This is a genomic window from Halomonas terrestris, assembly GCF_049166755.1.
Taxonomy (GTDB): domain Bacteria; phylum Pseudomonadota; class Gammaproteobacteria; order Pseudomonadales; family Halomonadaceae; genus Halomonas.
The window spans coordinates 38,288-56,261 of sequence record NZ_JBMHFZ010000008.1; the positions used below are offsets into that span (position 1 = coordinate 38,288).

Here is a 17,974-nt window from a genome sequence, read left to right on the forward strand (position 1 = left end):
CTGAACGGTGCCGCGGAACTGGCCGAACGCTTGTCCCAGGCACTGTATTCGCAGCCCCTTGGCCAATGCAGGGCAGCGCCCTCGCACGGCTAGTCACGGTGTGGCGGCGGGTCCCTGTGGCGAGGTCGGCGTCTTCGCCGGGAGGGGCTCGTGCCGCGCCCGAATGACGCCCCTGCGAGGCGCTGCTAGGATGGGGCCATCCGTCAAGAACGAATGACCGGGAGTCGGCCGTGGCCGGCTCCCGCTGCATGGAAGGTTGCCGTGAAGAAGACGAGACCCGTTGTCGAAGCCCTGGATGATACCCTGTCGCCGCTCAAGCTGAAGCGGGTGGGCATCGACACCTACCGCGAGAACGTGGCCTACCTGCACCGGGAGTGCGACCTCTATCGCGCCGAGGGTTTCCAGGCACTCTCCAAGGTCGAGATCCGCGCCAATGGCCAGCGTATCCTGGCGAGCCTCAACGTGGTCGACGACGCCGCCATCGTCGACTGCGACCAGCTCGGCCTCTCCGAGGACGCCTATGCCTCGTTGGGGGTGGAGGAGGACCACCCGGTCAGCGTCTCCCAGGCCGAGCCGCCGACCTCGATTCCCGCCCTGCACCGCAAGATCGCCGGCGAGCGGCTCTCCCGCGATGACTTCCGCGACATCATCCGCGACATCGCCGAGCTGCGTTACTCCAAGATCGAGCTGACCGCCTTCGTGGTCGCCTGCGACCGCGGCGAGCTGGATCGCGAGGAGGTGTTCTACCTCAGCGATGCCATGGGCCGTGTGGGTCGCCGGCTCGACTGGCACGAGCACCCGGTGGTCGACAAGCACTGCATCGGCGGCATTCCCGGCAACCGCACCTCGATGCTGGTGGTGCCCATCGTCGCGGCCCACGGCCTGCTCTGTCCCAAGACCTCGTCGCGGGCCATCACCTCGCCCTCGGGCACCGCCGACACCATGGAGGTGCTGGCCAACGTCGACCTGCCCTTCGACGACCTGGGCGATATCGTGCGTACCCACCGCGGCTGCCTGGCCTGGGGCGGTACCAGCCAGCTCTCGCCGGCCGATGACGTGCTGATCTCGGTGGAGCGCCCCCTGTCCATCGACTCGCCCGGGCAGATGGTCGCCTCGATCCTCTCGAAGAAGTCGGCCGCCGGCTCCAGCCACCTGCTGCTCGACATTCCCGTGGGGCCCAACGCCAAGGTGCGCTCGATGCCCGAGGCGCGCCAGCTGCGCAAGCTGTTCGAGTTCGTCGCCAAGTGCATGGGGCTGACCCTGGACGTGGTGATCACCGATGGCAGCCAGCCCGTCGGCCGCGGCATCGGCCCGGTACTGGAGGCTCGCGACGTGATGCGAGTGCTCACCAACCACCCCGAGGCGCCCATGGACCTGCGGCAGAAGTCGCTGCGACTGGCCGGCCGGATGCTGGAGTTCGACCCCGACGTGCGCGGTGGCGACGGCTTCGGCATCGCCCGGGACATTCTCGATTCCGGCCGGGCCCTGGAGAAGATGCAGGCGATCATCCGGGCCCAGGGCGAGAAGCCCTTCGACCCGGATGCTCCCCCGCTGGCGTCCAAGAGCTTCGAGGTCGTCGCTGCCGCGGAGGGGGTCGTCACGGCCATCGACAACCTCAAGCTGGCGCGCATCGCCCGCCTGGCGGGGGCCCCCAAGGCCGCCGGTGCCGGCGTCGATGTCTTCGTGCGCATCGGTGACGACGTGCACGCCGGCCAGCCGCTCTATCGGGTCTATGCGGCCTTTCGCAACGAACTGGCCTTCGCCCACCGGTCCAGCGAACGCGACAATGGCATCACCATCGGCCGGCAAGACGAGATCACCCGCTTGAACGTGGAGTTCTGATGATCACTGCCCTGCTCCATTTCCCCGACGAGGCGGCGCCCGCTCGCCGTCTCGCCGAGGCGGCGGGCCTGGAGGCCCATGCCGTCGATTGCCACCGCTTTCCCGACGAGGAACTCAAGCTCACGCTGCCCTTCGCCGCGTCCGGCACCTTTCCCGACACCCTGGTGATCTACCGCAGCCTCGACCGCCCCAACGACAAGCTGATCGAGCTGCTGCTGCTCGCCCGCCATGCCCGGCGCCAGGGCGTGCACCGCCTGGTGCTGGTGGCGCCGTACCTGGCCTACATGCGCCAGGACATCGCCTTCCATCCCGGCGAGGTCGTCAGCCAGGGAATCGTCGGTGGCTTCCTGGCCGAGCTGTTCGACGCCGTGATCACCGTGGACCCGCACCTGCACCGCATCGACCGCCTCGACCAGGCGATCCCCATCGAGCATGCCATTGCGCTTTCCGGGGCGCCGCGCCTGGCCGAGCTGGTCGCCGGCAAACGCCGCGAGGCGCTGCTGCTGGGCCCCGACGAGGAGGCGCTGCAGTGGGTGCGCAGTGCCGCCGAGGCGACCGGCTTCGACCATGGCGTCTGCCGCAAGGAGCGCCACGGTGACCGGGACGTGGTGATCCGGCTCCCCGACCTGGACCTGGCCGGCCGCCGGGTGGTGTTGATGGACGACGTGGCGAGCTCCGGCCACACCATTGCCCGCGCCGCCGAGCAGGTGCTTGCCGCTGGTGCCGCCTCCGTCGACGTGGCCATCACCCACGCGCTGTTCGCCGGCGATGCCCTGGCCGTGATCGAGGCCGCCGGCGTCGGGGAGATCTGGAGCACCGACTGCATCGCCCACGACAGCAATGCCATCGCCATGGCGCCGGTACTGGCGGAGGCGTTGGGCCGGGTGCTGAGGCCGGCGGGATGACGCCCCCCTCATGCCGCGCAGGGGCGAGCGCTTCTCAGGGTCCCGCACTAGACTGAAGGAGCATCGTGTCAAGGAAGATGAAGCCGCCACGAGATGTCCGGCCGTTGCCCCGAGTGGTACGGCCGGTTCTCTTGTGTACGTGGCGATTCAGGCTCGTCGGACGTGACGTGCGGGGTTCGGTTCATCCGAGAGGTGCTGCCAATGGGCCGGAGATGGGGAGTGGCCTGCCTTGCCGTGATCCTGCTCGCGGCCCAGGGCGCCGTGGTGGCCCGGGAAGCGATACGGGAAGAGCGTGCGGAAGCCGCCACGAGCAAGGCGGAAGAGCTCGAGCAGGCCGCCTCGCCGGAGGGCGACGAGGCGGCGCCTCCCCCCGCCGGGGCCATCACGAGGCCCGAGGTGCAGGCGGTCGATCCGTCGGGTGACGCCCCTCTGGACGAGGCGATCACCTGCCTGTCACGCACCATCTACTGGGAGGCCAAGGGGGAGGAGATTGCCGACATGGAGGCCGTCGCCAATGTCGTCATGAATCGGCTGGGCCACGAGGGCTTTCCCGATACGATCTGCGAGGTCGTCACTCAGGGGTCCGAGCAGGGGGCCTGTCAGTTCTCGTGGTGGTGCGATGGCCGTCCGGATCACGTGGTGGAGGAGGACCGCCACGAGATCGCCCGGGAAGTCGCCCGACAGGCGCTGAACCAGCAGCTGCCGGACCGCACCGGTGGGGCACTCTACTTCCACCAGCGGGAAGTATGGCCCTCCTGGGCCGCGGAATACATCAAGACGGTGGAGGTCGGCGAGTTCGTCTTCTACAAGCCGTATGGTGGGGCGTCGCATTAGGGCCGTTGCGCTTCGGCCGTGATACCGCGGCCGGTCCCTGCTCCCCGCTCAACGTCGCCGGATCCAGTAGCGCCGACCCATGGGCCCGGGGCGCTCGATGATCACGGGAGGCTCGTGGGCGTGCTCCTCCAGGTGAGAAGGCAGGCGCTGCCCCGGCGCCTCGTCGACCGCCATCAGCCGGCGGATGCGCTCCTCGGTGGGCGGGTGGGTGCGCAGCCAGTCCAGCCCCTGGGGTGGTTGGCGGCCGAACAGCGTGGCCAGCCAGCGGCCGTGGTGATGCTCCAGCACGGCCAGGGCAGAGGCCAGCCCCTCGGGATCGCCGGTCAGGGCCACGGCGTCCAGGTCGGCGGTGTATTCCCGATTGCGGGAGAGGGCCAGCTGGAGCAGGGTGCTCAGGGTCGGTGAGACGGCGACCACCAGCAGCAGCCCCCAGGGCAGGCGGATCTCGCCGGCCAGGATCAGCGGCAGCATCACCAGCAGGCTGAGCTGCAGCAGCGTGGTCAGCCAGAGGGTCAGGCGGGTCATGGCCGCGGCCATGGACATCACCCGGGTGTCGCCATGGCGCAGGTGGCTGACCTCATGGGCCAGCACCCCGGCCAGCTCGCGCAGCGTCAGGGTCCGCAGCAGGCCATCCGTCACGGCGATGCCGCCGTCGTGTCGAGTGCCCACGGCGAAGGCGTTGAGTTCCGGCGAAGGCGCGTAGAACAGCTGTGGCGCCCGGGTGAGGCCGGCGCGCCGGTAGAGGGCGTCGAGCACCCGATAGAGCGTCGGCGCCTGGTGGCGGTCGAGCAGGCCGGCCCCGGCATCGGCGAGGATGAAGCGGGCCGGCACCCAGCTGCTGGCGAAGGCCCCGGCCACCACGAACCCCAGGCTCACCAGCACCCCGAAGCCCCCGGCCAGCAGGTAACCGGGCACGGCCAGGACCAGGGACAGGGCGCCCATGATCAGCAGGGTCTGCAGGCCGTTCTTGAGTCGGCTGCGCCAGAGCCGTTCCGGTCTGATTGCCACGGCGAACCTCGAGTTGTGCAGGGCAGCCACGCTGCTTTCGTCAAGTCACCCCACCATATCGCCATCTCGTCGGCAATGAAGCCCTCCGACTCATCGACCTGCGCCCTGGGCGGGCGGTCCCGGCGGGGGTTCTAAAGTATGTCGGTGATCGGACGATATCCCTGTGACCGCCCCGCACGCGGGGGATGGGAAGGAGACGAGTCCGGATGAATCCGATCATCGGCGTGGTGCTGCTCGCCGGCCTGGCGATGTTTTCCGCCTTGGCATGCTTGGCGGTGCTCTATGTCATGGGCCGGTCCAGCGGCACCCGGGAGCAGGAGACGGCGTCCGGGGAGAGCCCGGCCGTGGCGGAGACGCCCGGGGTGGCGGGGCGGCCGGCCGGCGCGGCGCCGGACGCTGGCGATGCCAGGCCAGCCAGGGGCGCCCGAGCCGTTCAGCCTGCCAAGGGCGTTCAGCAGTGCCTGTTCGTGGTGCTCGACCGGCCGGGGGAGGACACCAACCGCAGGCTCGCCGGGTTGCTGGAAGCTGCAGGGGCCCGGTACGACGCGAAGCTGGGCATCTATCTCGTTCCGGTACCCCGCGCCGGCTACGAGCTTACCATCGCCAACGCCTCGCCACCCGGCACCCTGCCGCCGTTGCATGAAGGGACGGCGCAGCCCGTCGTCGGCGGCGTGTCGATCCTGATCAAGTTCATCAACAAGCATCGTGTGGCTCGGGATCCCCAGGCGCTGATCGACTTCGTGCAGTCGGTTGCCGACCTGGGGGGCAGGGTGCTGGATGCCCGGCGCCAGGAGGTCACGCCCGATGACATCGAGCGGCTGCGCCATGATAGGCTCTGAGGCGTAGCCATCGATAGCGGCCGGGCCTGCCCGGCAAGCGGAGTCATCATGCGCGACTGGCCCCTCCTCAAGGTCTACTACGATGCCGTCTGCCCCATCTGCCGGCGCGACAGGGCGCGCTACGAGCGTTGGGCCGGTGACGCGGCGCACTCGGTGGAGTGGGTCGACGTCACCGCCAACGAGGAGACCCTGCGCGCCGCCGGCGTCGACCCCGGCGCGGCACTGCTGTCGCTCCACGTGGAGGACCACGAGGGATGCATCGTGCAGGGCATCGATGCCTACATCCTGCTGATGCGCCGGGTGCCACGACTCGCGCCGCTGGCCTGGCTGCTCGGCCTGCCGGGTCTCAAGCCGTTGCTGGAACGTGCCTATCGACGCTGGGTGCGGCGGCGGCTCGCCCGGGAAGGGCGTCTCCCGTGACCGGGCTGGCGCACACCCGCCCCGCAGGATGCGCCCCTCGTCACCCCCGGATCTCGGCGATGACCTCGCCTGTCTCCTCGCTCAGCCCCGTCTCCTGGAAGCCGAGGCTGGCGTAGAAGTCCCGGGCGACCTGGTTGCCGGGCACGTAGCAGATCGCGATCCGCTCGAAGGGGCCCTGTGCCCTGATCTCGTCCAGCACGCACTGCATGGCCCTGTGCCCGATGCCTCTTCCCTGATGGTGTCGGTCGACCATGAGACGGAAGATGTTGTAGGCAGGCGGCCGGTCGTCGTGTTCGAAGGATTCGTACATGAGAAAGCCGACCACTTCCCCGTCGCAATAGATGGCGCGAGGCCGATAGGTGGGATGTAAGCTTGATTCGGCAATGGAGTAAAGATTGTCAGCGACATAGTCACGCTGCGATGTCGCTACCTCCAGCGCAATGACGGCCTCGAAGTTCTCGCGGGTGATGTCCTTCAGTGCTATGTCCATCGCATGCTCCTCCCTTTGGGGCATCCCCCACCGCGTGGGCAGAGGTGTCGTGACCGCTCAGCAGGGTCCCGGCGCACCGGACCTCCCGGGGATCGGAATTGTCTGGTGCACCTCACCCAGCCGCGGACTGCCGATCCGCACGGTCACCTCGCCCTCGCCCAGGATGACCCAGCGGGCTCGCGCCTGGTGGGTGTTGCCGCGCGAGCGCTGGAACCAGGGCATATGGGCGGTGTCGCCCAGCCCGCGGCCCCAGCCATCCAGGTGGCCCAGCACCTGCCGGGCCCGGCCGGGGTCATGCAGCCGGCAGCCCACGGCAGTCGCCAGCGCTTCCACGCCGCTGTTCCAGGGGCGCTCGCGGGCAGCCTGAACGCCGTGGCTGGGCAGGTAGCCATGGTTGGCCACCGTCACCTCGAGTTCCCGATAGCCATTGCCCAGCGGCGTGTCGCGCACGCTCTCGATCACCAGCCGTGGCAGGAGGGAGGCGACCTGCAGCCAGTAGGCCGCCAGGTTGTCGCAGATCGCCGGCAGGCACTCCGGCGGCGGGTTCCAGATGCCGATGCACGGGTCCAGCCCGCCCACTTCCACCGGGCCCAGCTGGGGGTGGTCCAGGGGCCGCCAGGGCCGGAACAGGCGCTGCCGGTTGTTTCCCAGGTCCCAGCGGGCCAGGCGTTCCATCTCCTCGCGGTCGAAGGCGGTGAAGTGGTCGATGAAGCGCTCCGGCCTGGGCTGGCCGAGCCGCTGGAAGAGGTCCCAGAGTTCGCACACCTGGGCCACGCAGCCACGCTGGTGATAGGCGAAGTCGGTGAGGTCGCCATGCAGCGGGGTGTCGGGCTCGTAGGTGAACTCCTCGAAGCCGCTGACGGTGGGGTAGCCGGCCAGGGCCTGCCCCCAGGCGGCCAGCTGCCGGTAGAGGGCGAGGTCGTGCTGGTCCATGCGCCCGTCGGGGGCATCGGTGAGCGGGCGGATGAAGACCCCGCCGAAGGTGTGCAGGTTCAGCCAGGCATAGAGGTCGGGGTGGGCGAGGGCGAAATCGATGACGGCCCGGGTCTCGGGCTCGGCGCCCGGGTAGTGGCCGGCGCCGAGCTGTTCCGGCTCGGGCCGCCATCCCCAGGGAAAGTTGCGGTTGAAGTCCGGCGTGTCCTTGAGCCAGTCGGGCTCCGGGACGGTCACGCCGTCCCAGTGGTCGATGACCCCCTCGGGGTAGAGCCGCCAGTAGGGCGGCGGGTCCTCCACCCGGCGCGGCAGCATCAGGCCGGGATGGTCGGGTGACTCGACGAAGTCACCGGCCTCGTCATGCCGACGCAGGTAGCGGCAGCGGCCGTCGCCGTCCAGGTCCAGGACGCACCAGTGGGGCCTGGCGGGGCTGTCCGGGGTGCGCCGCGGGGTGGAGCGCACGAAGCCGCCCTGGCGGAGCACCTGCTCGGCGCCGTCCGGCGAGATCCGCGGGCAGACGTGGAACAGCACCTCGCGCAGGAAGCGGCACTGGTGCTCGGGCCAGTCACCGGGGAGGGTCTCGGGGGCGAGGTGCAGCGCCAGGGCCGCCTCGGCCACTGCCAGGGCGACGCTGGAGCCGGCCAGCTCGGTGCCGTGCATGTTGCCGTCCACCCAGACCCCGGGGCGACGTCGCTCCGGCTCCGGGCCGATGGTCAGCACCCAGATGTCGCGCCCCTGGGGGGTGGTGCCGATGCTCTGCAGGCGGGCCAGCCGGGGGTGGGCCTGCGCCCACGCCTGGAGCTGTCGGGTCAGCGCCTCGTGGGTCAGGTAGCGATGACGGAAAGGGCCATCGAGTGCGTCAAGCGCCATGCCGGTGCCTCCGGTTGACGGGCTTCGTCGTCAGTATGGCTCACCTTGCAGGAGAGTCCCCGCGCTCGTGGTCCCCGAGCCGCTCCAGCGTGGCGATCAGCCGGCCGCAGATGGCGTCCAGCTTCTGCTGCTGGTTGTCGCCGGCCAGGCTGCCGTCGTCGTCGAAGGCCTCCCTGGCCCTGGCCACGGCGAGCTGGTCCGGCAGTACCGTCACGCCGATATTGCTCAGCAACTGGCGGATCAGCGCCAGGCTGCGAATGCCGCCGAGCCCGCCGGGAGAGGCGGATAGCACCGCGGCGACCCGGCCCTGGAACAGCTTGAGCCCGCTGTCGCCGTCATGGGGGCGGGTGAGCCAGTCGATGGTGTTCTTGAGCAGCGGCGTGATGAAGCCGTTGTACTCCGGCGAGGCGATCAGCAGCCCCTGGTGCTCCGCCAGCAGCCGGCGCAGCGCCAGGGCGTTCTCGGGCAGGCCGCTCTCGGCTTCCAGGTCGCCGTCGTAGAGCGGCATCGGGTAGTCGCGCAGGTCGATGAAGGTGGGCTCGCCACCCAGCGCCTCGATGCGGTCGGCGGCCAGGCGGGCCAGCTGCTTGTTGAAGGAGTCTTCCCGGGCGCTGCCGGCGAAGACCAGGATGCGGGGCGGGGTGGTGCGGTCGATCATGTCCCGGGGCTCCATGGATGAGTGCCTCCTTCGTTCACCTACTACCCTGCAAGGGTGGCCGCCAATGCCCGTCGGCGCCAGAGGCCGCTGTCGCCATGGTCCGGCGCACCGTCACCGGCGTGATCCCCCCGGGGCGGGCCAGCTGCCTGGCCGGGACTCGGCCTGCCACATCGCCATGGGGCGCCATCGCCCGATGATCCCCGCTACCAGGCCAGCCGGCGCAGCTGAGGTTCCGGCTCGCCGCTGCTCATGGAGTTTTCTCATGAACCTGTATGCAAGGCTTGTGCGGTGCCAGTCAGAGGGAAAACCGATTCGCGTGGGGCTGATCGGTTCCGGGAAGTTCGGTTCCATGTTCCTGGCGCAGGTGCGCATGACGCCGGGAATGCACCTGATGGGTATCGCCGACCTCTCCCTGGAGCGTGCCCGGGCCGCCCTGGCCAATACCGGCTGGGATGTCGACGCCGTGGTCACCCGCTCGTTCGATGAGGCGGCGAGGAGTGGCAGGACCTGCCTGACCGAGGATGCCGAGTCGCTGATCAGGGCGGATGGCCTGGACGTGGTGATCGATTCGACGGGCAGCCCGACGGCGGGCATCCGGCATGCGCTGCTGGCCGCCGAGCACGGTCGCCATCTGGTCATGGTGAACGTCGAGGCCGATGTGCTGGCCGGCGCCTACCTGGTCGAGAAGTTCGACCGGGCCGGCCTGGTCTACTCCATGGCCTACGGCGACCAGCCGGCGCTGGTGTGCGAGATGATCGACTGGGCCAGGACCTGCGGGTTCCGCGTGGTGGCCGCCGGCAAGGGCACGAAGTACCTGCCCGGCTACTCCGCCTCGACCCCCGACACCGTCTGGGACCACTATGGGCTGACCCCCGAGGAGGCCGCCCGGGGTGGCATGAACCCGCAGATGTTCAACTCCTTCCTGGATGGCACCAAGTCCGCCATCGAGATGGCGGCGATCTCCAACGCCGCGGGGCTCAGGGCGCCGAAGGAGGGCCTGATGTTCCCGCCGGTGGGGGTGCAGGACCTCGCCGACATCCTCAAGCCGGCGGCCGATGGCGGGCTCCTGGAGCAGGCGGGCATGGTCGAGGTGATCTCCAGCGAGGAGCGTGATGGTCGCCATGTGGTCGGCGATCTGCGTTGGGGCGTCTATGTGACCTTCGAGGCGGCGGAGGATGCCGGCGCCGGTGCCGACTACGTGCGGCGTTGCTTCCGTGAGTACCAGGTCTCCACTGACCGTAGCGGGCGCTACGGGGCCCTGTATCGGCCCTCGCACCTGATCGGCCTGGAGCTGGGGGTGTCCGTGGCCAATGCGGCCCTGCGCGGCGAGCCGACCGGAACGCCGATGGCATTCATCTCCGATGTCGTGGCCGTCGCCAAGCGGGCGCTGGCCCCCGGCGACCTGCTCGATGGGGAGGGCGGCTACACGGTGTGGGGGCGTCTGGCCCGGGCCGAGGATTCGCTGGCCATGCGCGGGCTGCCGATCGGCCTGGCCCACGGGCTGCGGATGAGGCGTCACGTGCCGGCAGGCCAGATGGTGAGCTGGGATGACATCGAACCGGTGGACAACCAGGCCGTGCGAATCCGCCAGGAGATGGAGGCCAAGGCTCGGGACACGCCACCGGTGAGTTGAGTGTCGCCACCGGCCCCTCCCGATCACTGGCCGGGGAGGCCACCCGATGGTCGATACCATGGGCACCATGCTGATCTGTATCAAGCCGGCGGGCAGCAACTGGACTAGGCTTGTCAATACGGCCAGCACTCCTGAACGAGTGCCCGTCGGTCTGCCAGCCTCGGGCCAATGCCCCGGGCCGCGTTTCCCGTCATGCTCATCAGGAGTCATCATCATGGCCAAGAAAGCCGCCAGGAAGGCCTCGCCCGGGACCATTGATGTACCGTCCGAGACCGGTTCGCATGGCGTCACCCCGTTCCGGGACGTCGATCGTCTGTTCGACAGCTTGTTCGACCGTGGCTGGATGTCGCCGATGCGCTGGGAGCACCCCTTCTGGGAGCGTTTCGGCGCGCTCGAGAAGCACGCCCCCCGGGTCGATGTCATCAACCGGGATGGTGAGGTGGTGGTGCGAGCCGAGCTCCCCGGCTTCGAGCGTGAGGAGCTCGATGTCTCGGTGACCGACAGCAGCGTGACGATCAAGGGCGAACGCCACGAGGAGAGCCAGCAGGAGGAGGGCGAATATTTCCGCTCCGAGATCTCCCACGGCGCCTTCTCGCGCACGGTGACCCTGCCCTGCGAGATCGATGCCGACAAGGCCGGGGCGAGCTTCCGCAACGGGGTTCTCGAGCTGACCCTGCCCAAGCTCAAGCAGGCCAATCGCCGCAAGCTCGAGGTGAAGTAGCCCTTGCGGATTCGTAGCGGCAGTGGAGCCCTGCCGCCGGCGTCACAGCCTGAGGAATGACCATGGAAACGACCTGGGTGGTAATCGCCGATCAGACCCGTGCGCGCATCTTCGCGATGCCTCGCCCGAGGGCAGCACTGGAGGAGCTCGACGACCTCGTCAACCCCGAGGGGCGCCTGCACGATCAGGATCTCAACAGCGACAGGCCCGGCCGCGCCTTCGACAGCAAGGGGCTGGGGCGCCATGCCATGGGCAAGCACCACTCGCCGAAGGAGCAGGAGGCCATCCGTTTCGCCCATGCGATCGGCGAGCACCTCGCCGAGGGCCTGCAGCGGGGCGACTTCGGGCAGCTCGTGGTCAGCGCACCGCCGCGCTTCCTCGGCCTGCTGCGTGAGGCGCTGCCCGAAGGGGTCGTGAACCGTATCGTGCTCGACCTGGACAAGGACCTGGTCGGCCTCAGCGCCGGGGATGTCGGCGCCTACCTGTCGGCGCGACTGCCGGAGGTCATGCCGATTCCCGGGAGGTAGCTGTCGCGCTTGATGCCTGCCCTGTCTCTGCGCTTGTGTCGTCGAGAAGCCTCGATGGGTCGTGGGGGGTGACGAATGGACATGTACATGCGGGCTGCCCTGGAGGAGGCCCGCCAGGGCCTCGCCGAAGGGGGCATTCCCGTCGGTGCGGTGTTGGTGCATCGGGGGGTGATCATCGGCCGTGGCCGCAACCGGCGGATCCAGCTGGGCAGTACGGTGCTGCACGGCGAGATGGATGCGCTCGACAATGCCGGGCGCCAGCCGGCGTCGAACTACCGAGAGAGCATCCTCTATACCACGCTCTCGCCCTGCCCGATGTGCAGCGGGGCGATACTGCTCTATGGCATCCCCAGGGTGGTGATCGGGGAGAATCGTAACTTCCTCGGCGAGGAGGCGCTGCTGCGTTCGCGCGGCGTCGAGCTGGAGGTGCTCCAGGCGCCCGAATGCATTGCCCTGATGGAGGGCTTCATCGAGGAGTCGCCGGTGCTATGGAACGAGGATATCGGCGAATAACCCCGGTCCGGGCGGAGCGTCTCCCCTGGACGGTGTGGCTGTTGCTCTGGGTGTGGCTGGCCTGGCTGCTGCCGGGGCCGGCCATCGCCCAGGACGACTGGCTGCGCGACAGCTGGCGGGAAGTGATTGCCGGAACCCCCTTGGACGAGCCTCTGCAGGTCGACTCGCAATCGCGCAGTCACTCGGTGAGCGGTAGCGTCCATGCCCGGCTCCACCACCCGTTCGAGCGGCTCGCGGAGGAGCTGGCCTCGGCCGAGGCCTGGTGCGAGATCCTCTTCCTGCACGTGAACATCAAGGGCTGCCTCGTCGAGGAGGAGGACAGGGTCCTCGGCACCGGCCTGGCCCTCTTCGTCGGGCACCGGGATTTCGCCGCCCTGGCGGATGCCGAGCGCCTCGATCTGAGATGGCGGCTCGTGGACCGTCTGCCGCGCTACCTGGATGTCATGCTGGAGGGTGACCAGGGGCCCTACGGCACCCGTAGCTTTCGCCTGCAGTTGCGGGCGGTGCCCGAGGACGATGATCACAGCCTGGTCCAGCTGCGCTACTCCCTGGTCTTCGGCATGCGGGCGCGGCTCGCCCTGCATGGCTACTTCACCTTCCTCGCACGGGATCGGGTGGGCTTCACGGTCGAGGGGATGACGGCCGACGGAGAACCGATCCACGTGGGAGGCACCCGGGGCATGATCGAGCGCAACGTCATGCGTTTCTATCTGGCCCTCGAGGCGCATCTCGAAAGCCGGGACCTTCCCGAGTCCGAGCGCCTGGAAGCCGGACTGCAGCGCTGGTTCACCCTGACCATGCGCTATCCCCGCCAGCTCTTCGAGATCGACCGGGCGACCTACCTGGATCAGAAATGGCGCGAGTACGCCCACCAGCAGGAGCTGACCGGGGAGTAGGCCCGGGCAGCCGGAAACCGGAGGCATGAAGCGATGGATTCTCCCCGTCACGAAGCGACCGTGGCGACACTGTGGCTGACCGGGGACGTGATGACCGCGCGTGGCATCGACCAGATACTGCCCCATCCCGGCAATCCCCGGCTGTTCGAGTCCTGCATGGTATCGGCCGTCGACTATGTCACCCTGGCCGAGCGTGCGACCGGCCCGATCCCCCGGGGCGTGGGAGCCGACTACCTCTGGGGCGATGCCCTGGCGGAGCTCGAACAGCAGGCTCCGGCGCTGCGGCTGATCAACCTGGAGACGGCCGTCACCACCAGCGACGATGCCCAGCCCAAGGGCATTCATTACCGCATGCACCCGGACAATGTCGGCGTGCTCGAAGCCGCCGAGGTGGATGGCTGCGTGCTGGCCAACAACCATGTGCTCGACTGGGGGCCACGAGGGCTGCTCGAGACCCTGGGGGTACTCTCCCGCGCCGGGCTGCATCCGGTGGGGGCCGGCCACGACCTGCAGGAGGCCCGGGCGCCGGCGTGTTTCCCCGTGCCGGGTGGCCGGGTGCGGCTGGTCGCCCTGGGCGTGCCCAGCAGCGGCATCCACGAGAGCTGGGCCGCCACCGCCGAACGGCCGGGAATCCACCGGCTGCCCGGACTCGACCCCGATGCCATCGATGCCCTGGTGGCCGATATCGCCAGGCCGCGGGTGCCCGGGGAGGTAACGGTGGTGTCACTGCACTGGGGTGGCAACTGGGGCTACGATATCCCCTCGGAGCACCGGGACCTCGCCCATCGGCTGATCGACGAGGCAGGGGTCGACATCGTCTGGGGGCACTCCTCCCACCATCCCCTGGGTATCGAGGTGTACCGCGACAGGCTGATCCTCTACGGCTGCGGCGACCTGATCAACGATTACGAGGGCATCTCGGGGCATGAGGGGTTCCGCGACGACCTGGTGCTGCTCTACTTTCCGACCCTCGAGCTGGCCGACGGCAGGCTGAAACGGCTGACCATGGTGCCCATGCGGCTGCGTCACTTCCGCCTGAACCGGGCGACGCCCGAGGAGGCGCAGTGGCTGTGCCGGAGGCTGACCCGCGAGGGGGGTGGGCTCGGCACCCGGGTGCGCCTGGACGCGCACGACCGACTGGTCCTCGAGTGGCAGTGACGCTCCGGCGGCGAAACGGCGTCAGGCGGTGCGCACGGACGATGTGTGACAGGGGGCAAGCACTTGCTCCCGGAGAGCAGCCGGGTCACCCTCGTGACCGAACCGAGGTCTGAATCGGGCAGCGGGCACCCGGCCCGGCCGGGTGCCGAAGCGATGTACAGTGAAAAGGAGATCAGGATGAGCTTTCAGGGCGAGCAGTATCCCGGCGTGCAGTCGCCGACCGCTGAGTCCGACGGCTTTCGCCTCAATCACACCATGCTGAGGATCAAGGATCCGGAGAGGGCGCTGGCCTTCTACACCCGGGTGTTCGGCATGCGCGTGCTGCGCCGGCTGGATTTCGAGGAGATGCAGTTCTCGCTCTACTTCCTGGCCCGGCCGGAGGCCGGCGAGCCCGTGCCCGAAGCGACCGGCGAGCGCACGGTCTGGACCTTCAGCCAGCGCGGCGTGCTGGAGCTGACCCACAACTGGGGCACCGAGGAGCAGGCGGATTTCGCCTACCACGACGGCAACGCCGAACCCCAGGGCTTCGGCCATATCTGCTTTTCGGTACCCGACCTGGAGGCGGCCGAGGCCTGGTTCGACGCCAATGACGTCGAGTTCGTCAAGCGTTCCGACCAGGGCAAGATGAAGGACGTCACCTTCGTCAAGGACCGCGACGGCTACTGGATCGAGGTGGTCCAGGCCGACCGCCTCGCCGCCCTGGGCGACTGAATCCGCTTGCCCTAAGCCCGGCATCGTGATCCGGCGATTGGCTCTCGTGCAAGCGGCGGGGCTGGCTGGCCCCGTTGCCTGCGTTCGGCCGGGTCAGCCCGGGGGTGGCCCGACGAAGGCGCCGCGGTGAAAGGCCGCTGCAGCCTCGACCTCGGCGATGCCGCGCCGGCCGGGTTCCGGCGGCTCGTCGCCGGCCAGCACGCGAAGCACCGACCAGACGCCGCGTGACAGCGAGATCAGGTTGTAGCCGCCCTCCAGCACGAAGACCAGGCGGCCATCACAGTGACGGCGGGCCAGGCTCCTGAGGATGTCGGTCATGGCGGCGAAGCCGTCATAGGAGACCTCCAGGGCCAGGTCATGGCTGTGCGGATCGAAACCGGTCGAGACCAGGATCAGGTCGGGCTGGAACCATTCGGCCGCCGGCACCAGGATCTCGCGAAAGGCCTTGAGGTAGGCGGCGTCGCCGGCGTTGGCGGGGAGGGGGACATTGACGTTGGTGCCATCACCCAGGCCCATGCCGATCTCCTCGAGACTCCCCGTGCCGGGATAGAAGGGGGCGGCGCGGTGCAGGTCGAAGAACAGCACATGCGGGTCGGCCCAGAAGATATCCTGGGTGCCGTTGCCGTGGTGGGCATCCCAGTCGACGATCATCACTCGCCTGCAGCCCAGTGCCGTGCGGGCATGAGCGGCGGCCACTGCCACATTGTTGAACAGGCAGAAGCCGCGGGCGCGCACCGGCTCGGCGTGGTGACCGGGGGGTCTCACCAGCGCGAAGCTGCTCTCGGCTCTTCCCTCGACGACGGCCTCGACGGCGGCGATCGCCGTGCCGGCGGCCACCTCGGCGGCGTCGACGCTACCGGGTGACACGGCCGTGGTGTCCACATCCAGCCAGGCACTCTGGCCGCGAAGCTCGAAGATATGGTCCAGGTAGGAACTGGTGTGCACGCGCCCCAGCTGCTCCCGCGTCGCCGCCTTGCCCGACTCGAAGGTCACGCCGGGAACCGGTTCGAGTTCCAGAAGGTGCCGGATGGCGGTGAGCCTGGCGGGGTGTTCCGGATACTTCCAGGGGACGCCCAGCCCCGACAGCAGCGAGCGGATACGATCGTCCATGCGACCCGGCAGGAAAGGCACCTCGATATCCGGCTCATGGGCCAGCATCCGCTCGTCATAGAAGACAATCACGCTGTTCTCGTCGGCCACGATGCAAGCTCCATGGGTGTGCAGCAAAAAGGCGATTCAGGCGCATTGCCTGGGTACAGCATAGACGGCGCAGGGGAGTCGGGGGGCAACGAACTCACTCGGTAGCCAGGCACTCGGGCAGGCTTTCGCGCAGCGAGCGGGGCACGATGCCCAGGTGATGGAAGGTCCCTGCGCCGTCGCCGACGACGTTGTCCCGCTGCATCAGGATCACTTGGTCGCGGGTCAGGGGGGGATCGGGCAGGACCGAGAGCAGCGTCGCGAGCATCCGCCAGATGAAGAAGGGCACCGGCAGCAGACGCCGGTCGCGCTTCCGGTGGGCCAGGACCAGGGTGAGGATATCGCGGTAGCGCATCACGTCCGGCCCGCCGAGCTCGAACAGTCGTCGCTCGGTGAGCGGCTCGCCGAGCAGGCGGATCAGGGCCCGGGCGACGTCCACCACGTGCACCGGTTGCAGCCGGGTCTCGCCCTGGCCGAACAGCGGGATCACCGGCAGCCGGGTGAGGCCGGAGAGGGTGGAGAGGAAAGCGTCATGGGGGCCGAACAGCACCCCGGGGCGCACGATGATCGCCCGGGGGAAGGCATCGAGCACTGCGGCCTCGCCCCGGGCGCGGGCGCGTACATAGGCCGAGCTGGAATCGGCGGTGGCCCCGATGCCGGAAATCTGCACCAGGCGCTCGATACCCGCCTGGCGGGCCAGGCGGGCCAGTCGACCGGCGCCCTCCACGTGGATGGCCGCGAAGCTCACCCGTCGGGACGCCACGTACAGACTCACCGCATTGACGGCGGCGCTGGCGCCGGCGAGGGCGGCCTCCAGGCTGGCCTCATCGCGAATGTCGGCGGTGACGAGTTCCAGTTGGTCACCGTCCTCCGCCCAGTCGGGCAGTGTCGGGCGGCGTGCGGCGATGCGCACCCGCTGGCCGGCATCCGCCAGCTCGCGAACGATGGCGCGGCCCAGGAAGCCGGTGCCGCCGAAGACCGTGATCGGGCCCCGGGTCATGGCGGTGCCTCCCGTCAGCAGTGTGCCGCGAGCCGCAGCCGCACGTAGTCGGCCGTCCAGTTGCCATGGCTGTCGCACAGGCTGGGGGCCAGCCAGGCGAGGGCATCCTCCAGCACGGCCTCGCGCACTTCGTCATCCAGGCCGTGCAGGAAGGGGTTGGCAAAGGTGGCCAGCCAGCCGGCCATGCCGGTGGGTAGCGGCGTGGGGCGCGGGATCAGCTCGATGGTATCGACCGTGAAGCCGGCGGCTTCCAGGCAGTCGCGATACTCCTCGGCGGTGGGGAAGTACCAGGGGAAGCGGGCCTTGCCACTGATGCCTCGCACATGCAGTGCCGCCATCAGGGCGGTACAGATGGCGGCGACGTTGCCGTGGCCGCCGAACTCGGCGACGAAGCGTCCACCCGGCTTCAGTGCCCGCCGGATCCCGGCGACCACGGCCTCGTGGTTGAGCATCCAGTGCAGGGCGGCGTTGCTGAAGACGGCGTCGAACTCGTGGTCGAAGGGCAGGTGGTGGGCATCCACCAGCCGAGCGTCCAGGCCGCGGGCCCGTGCCGCGTCGACCATGTCGGCCGAGCCATCCACGCCGACCAGGGTGGCACCGGAGTCGGCCAGGGCCTCGGTCAGGGTGCCGTTGCCGCAGCCCAGGTCGAGAATCCGTTCGCCGGGCCGTGGTGCGAGCAGTTCGGCGACGGCCTCCCCCAGGGCCGGGACGAAGTCGGCATGGCGGTCATAGCCGCTGGCATTCCAGTGCTGGCCGGGGGCGTTGTGCGGGACATCGGTCATGGGCGGCTCCGTGGCGTGGGGTGGTGCCTTGCTGACT

At 69.2% G+C, this 17,974-nt stretch carries 19 protein-coding genes; 12 read left to right on the top strand and 7 right to left on the bottom strand.

Going from position 1 to position 17,974, the window contains the following annotated elements; all coding sequences use genetic code 11:
- Positions 1–261: 261 nt before the first annotated feature.
- The 3 genes from ACOMD9_RS09725 (at position 262) to ACOMD9_RS09735 (ending at position 3,581) form a co-directional block, all read left to right on the top strand.
- Positions 262–1,842 carry a thymidine phosphorylase family protein gene (locus tag ACOMD9_RS09725; RefSeq protein WP_421414209.1) on the top strand — a complete coding sequence of 527 codons (1,581 nt, stop codon included), beginning with the start codon at positions 262–264 and terminating at the stop codon, positions 1,840–1,842.
- The gene (locus ACOMD9_RS09730) at positions 1,842–2,747 is read left to right on the top strand and encodes a ribose-phosphate diphosphokinase (protein ID WP_421414211.1); all 906 of its coding nucleotides are present in this window, start codon (positions 1,842–1,844) and stop codon (positions 2,745–2,747) included. The genes ACOMD9_RS09725 and ACOMD9_RS09730 overlap by 1 nt, the downstream gene beginning before the upstream one ends.
- A 219-nt stretch (positions 2,748–2,966) precedes the next feature.
- Positions 2,967–3,581 carry a cell wall hydrolase gene (locus tag ACOMD9_RS09735; RefSeq protein WP_421414214.1) on the top strand — a complete coding sequence of 205 codons (615 nt, stop codon included), beginning with the start codon at positions 2,967–2,969 and terminating at the stop codon, positions 3,579–3,581.
- Positions 3,582–3,629: 48 nt separating this feature from the next.
- Here ACOMD9_RS09735 and ACOMD9_RS09740 read toward each other — a convergent pair whose 3' ends face one another.
- Positions 3,630–4,589 (bottom strand): zinc metalloprotease HtpX, encoded by a 960-nt coding sequence (locus ACOMD9_RS09740; protein ID WP_421414216.1) that lies wholly within the window; start codon positions 4,587–4,589, stop codon positions 3,630–3,632.
- Between the two features lie 206 nt (positions 4,590–4,795).
- On the opposite strand from ACOMD9_RS09740, the gene ACOMD9_RS09745 reads away from it, so the two are divergent.
- Together ACOMD9_RS09745 and ACOMD9_RS09750 are read left to right on the top strand one after the other, a co-directional pair.
- Positions 4,796–5,428 (top strand): cell division protein ZipA C-terminal FtsZ-binding domain-containing protein, encoded by a 633-nt coding sequence (locus ACOMD9_RS09745; RefSeq protein ID WP_421414219.1) that lies wholly within the window; start codon positions 4,796–4,798, stop codon positions 5,426–5,428.
- Between the two features lie 48 nt (positions 5,429–5,476).
- The gene (locus tag ACOMD9_RS09750) at positions 5,477–5,848 is read left to right on the top strand and encodes a DCC1-like thiol-disulfide oxidoreductase family protein (RefSeq protein WP_421414222.1); all 372 of its coding nucleotides are present in this window, start codon (positions 5,477–5,479) and stop codon (positions 5,846–5,848) included.
- A 40-nt stretch (positions 5,849–5,888) separates the two neighbouring features.
- Here ACOMD9_RS09750 and ACOMD9_RS09755 read toward each other — a convergent pair whose 3' ends face one another.
- From ACOMD9_RS09755 to ACOMD9_RS09765, 3 genes are read right to left on the bottom strand one after another with little or no spacing between them, the layout of a single operon-like run.
- Entirely contained in the window at positions 5,889–6,338 is a 450-nt protein-coding gene (locus ACOMD9_RS09755; RefSeq protein WP_421414224.1) for a GNAT family N-acetyltransferase, read from the bottom strand.
- Positions 6,339–6,395: 57 nt separating this feature from the next.
- Positions 6,396–8,141, bottom strand: coding sequence for a M14 family metallopeptidase (locus ACOMD9_RS09760; RefSeq protein ID WP_421414226.1), 1,746 nt, complete (start codon positions 8,139–8,141; stop codon positions 6,396–6,398).
- A 40-nt stretch (positions 8,142–8,181) separates the two neighbouring features.
- Positions 8,182–8,799 carry an NADPH-dependent FMN reductase gene (locus ACOMD9_RS09765; RefSeq protein ID WP_421414229.1) on the bottom strand — a complete coding sequence of 206 codons (618 nt, stop codon included), beginning with the start codon at positions 8,797–8,799 and terminating at the stop codon, positions 8,182–8,184.
- A gap of 349 nt (positions 8,800–9,148) precedes the next feature.
- Here ACOMD9_RS09765 and ACOMD9_RS09770 point away from each other — a divergent pair, with 349 nt between their 5' ends.
- The 7 genes from ACOMD9_RS09770 to gloA all read left to right on the top strand — a co-directional run bounded on the left by ACOMD9_RS09770 (position 9,149) and on the right by gloA (position 14,958).
- Entirely contained in the window at positions 9,149–10,432 is a 1,284-nt protein-coding gene (locus ACOMD9_RS09770; RefSeq protein WP_421414231.1) for an NAD(P)H-dependent oxidoreductase, read from the top strand.
- A gap of 214 nt (positions 10,433–10,646) precedes the next feature.
- Complete coding sequence (locus ACOMD9_RS09775) at positions 10,647–11,153, top strand: Hsp20/alpha crystallin family protein (RefSeq protein ID WP_421414234.1); 507 nt, start codon at positions 10,647–10,649, stop codon at positions 11,151–11,153.
- A gap of 62 nt (positions 11,154–11,215) precedes the next feature.
- Positions 11,216–11,680, top strand: a complete 465-nt coding sequence (locus ACOMD9_RS09780) for a host attachment protein (RefSeq protein WP_421414237.1) — start codon at positions 11,216–11,218, stop codon at positions 11,678–11,680.
- 87 nt (positions 11,681–11,767) lie between these two features.
- A complete protein-coding gene (locus ACOMD9_RS09785) occupies positions 11,768–12,193 on the top strand; it encodes a nucleoside deaminase (RefSeq protein WP_465249808.1) in 426 nt (141 codons plus the stop codon).
- Positions 12,169–13,089, top strand: coding sequence for a hypothetical protein (locus tag ACOMD9_RS09790; protein WP_421414243.1), 921 nt, complete (start codon positions 12,169–12,171; stop codon positions 13,087–13,089). The genes ACOMD9_RS09785 and ACOMD9_RS09790 overlap by 25 nt, the downstream gene beginning before the upstream one ends.
- 33 nt (positions 13,090–13,122) lie before the next feature.
- Positions 13,123–14,247, top strand: a complete 1,125-nt coding sequence (locus ACOMD9_RS09795) for a CapA family protein (RefSeq protein ID WP_421414245.1) — start codon at positions 13,123–13,125, stop codon at positions 14,245–14,247.
- A gap of 177 nt (positions 14,248–14,424) precedes the next feature.
- The gene (gene gloA / locus ACOMD9_RS09800; protein WP_421414247.1) at positions 14,425–14,958 is read left to right on the top strand and encodes a lactoylglutathione lyase; all 534 of its coding nucleotides are present in this window, start codon (positions 14,425–14,427) and stop codon (positions 14,956–14,958) included.
- A gap of 93 nt (positions 14,959–15,051) precedes the next feature.
- Here the strand turns inward: gloA and ACOMD9_RS09805 are convergent, their stop codons facing one another.
- The 3 genes from ACOMD9_RS09805 to ACOMD9_RS09815 all read right to left on the bottom strand — a co-directional run bounded on the left by ACOMD9_RS09805 (position 15,052) and on the right by ACOMD9_RS09815 (position 17,937).
- Entirely contained in the window at positions 15,052–16,158 is a 1,107-nt protein-coding gene (locus tag ACOMD9_RS09805) for a histone deacetylase family protein (protein ID WP_421414248.1), read from the bottom strand.
- Positions 16,159–16,252: 94 nt separating this feature from the next.
- Positions 16,253–17,155, bottom strand: coding sequence for a complex I NDUFA9 subunit family protein (locus ACOMD9_RS09810; RefSeq protein WP_421414250.1), 903 nt, complete (start codon positions 17,153–17,155; stop codon positions 16,253–16,255).
- A 14-nt stretch (positions 17,156–17,169) separates the two neighbouring features.
- Positions 17,170–17,937: a class I SAM-dependent methyltransferase gene (locus tag ACOMD9_RS09815; protein ID WP_421414252.1), complete on the bottom strand. Its 768-nt coding sequence runs from the start codon at positions 17,935–17,937 to the stop codon at positions 17,170–17,172.
- Between the last annotated feature and the right edge of the window lie 37 nt (positions 17,938–17,974).

Coding starts and splice junctions, on each gene's coding strand:
- ACOMD9_RS09730 (WP_421414211.1), top strand. CDS start 1,842: ATGATCACTGCCCTGCTCCATTTCCCCGACGAGGCGGCGCCCGCTCGC.
- ACOMD9_RS09745 (WP_421414219.1), top strand. CDS start 4,796: ATGAATCCGATCATCGGCGTGGTGCTGCTCGCCGGCCTGGCGATGTTT.
- ACOMD9_RS09750 (WP_421414222.1), top strand. CDS start 5,477: ATGCGCGACTGGCCCCTCCTCAAGGTCTACTACGATGCCGTCTGCCCC.
- ACOMD9_RS09755 (WP_421414224.1), bottom strand. CDS start 6,338: ATGGACATAGCACTGAAGGACATCACCCGCGAGAACTTCGAGGCCGTC.
- ACOMD9_RS09760 (WP_421414226.1), bottom strand. CDS start 8,141: ATGGCGCTTGACGCACTCGATGGCCCTTTCCGTCATCGCTACCTGACC.
- ACOMD9_RS09765 (WP_421414229.1), bottom strand. CDS start 8,799: ATGATCGACCGCACCACCCCGCCCCGCATCCTGGTCTTCGCCGGCAGC.
- ACOMD9_RS09770 (WP_421414231.1), top strand. CDS start 9,149: ATGTTCCTGGCGCAGGTGCGCATGACGCCGGGAATGCACCTGATGGGT.
- ACOMD9_RS09775 (WP_421414234.1), top strand. CDS start 10,647: ATGGCCAAGAAAGCCGCCAGGAAGGCCTCGCCCGGGACCATTGATGTA.
- ACOMD9_RS09780 (WP_421414237.1), top strand. CDS start 11,216: ATGGAAACGACCTGGGTGGTAATCGCCGATCAGACCCGTGCGCGCATC.
- ACOMD9_RS09785 (WP_465249808.1), top strand. CDS start 11,768: ATGCGGGCTGCCCTGGAGGAGGCCCGCCAGGGCCTCGCCGAAGGGGGC.
- ACOMD9_RS09790 (WP_421414243.1), top strand. CDS start 12,169: ATGGAACGAGGATATCGGCGAATAACCCCGGTCCGGGCGGAGCGTCTC.
- ACOMD9_RS09795 (WP_421414245.1), top strand. CDS start 13,123: ATGGATTCTCCCCGTCACGAAGCGACCGTGGCGACACTGTGGCTGACC.
- gloA (WP_421414247.1), top strand. CDS start 14,425: ATGAGCTTTCAGGGCGAGCAGTATCCCGGCGTGCAGTCGCCGACCGCT.
- ACOMD9_RS09810 (WP_421414250.1), bottom strand. CDS start 17,155: ATGACCCGGGGCCCGATCACGGTCTTCGGCGGCACCGGCTTCCTGGGC.
- ACOMD9_RS09815 (WP_421414252.1), bottom strand. CDS start 17,937: ATGACCGATGTCCCGCACAACGCCCCCGGCCAGCACTGGAATGCCAGC.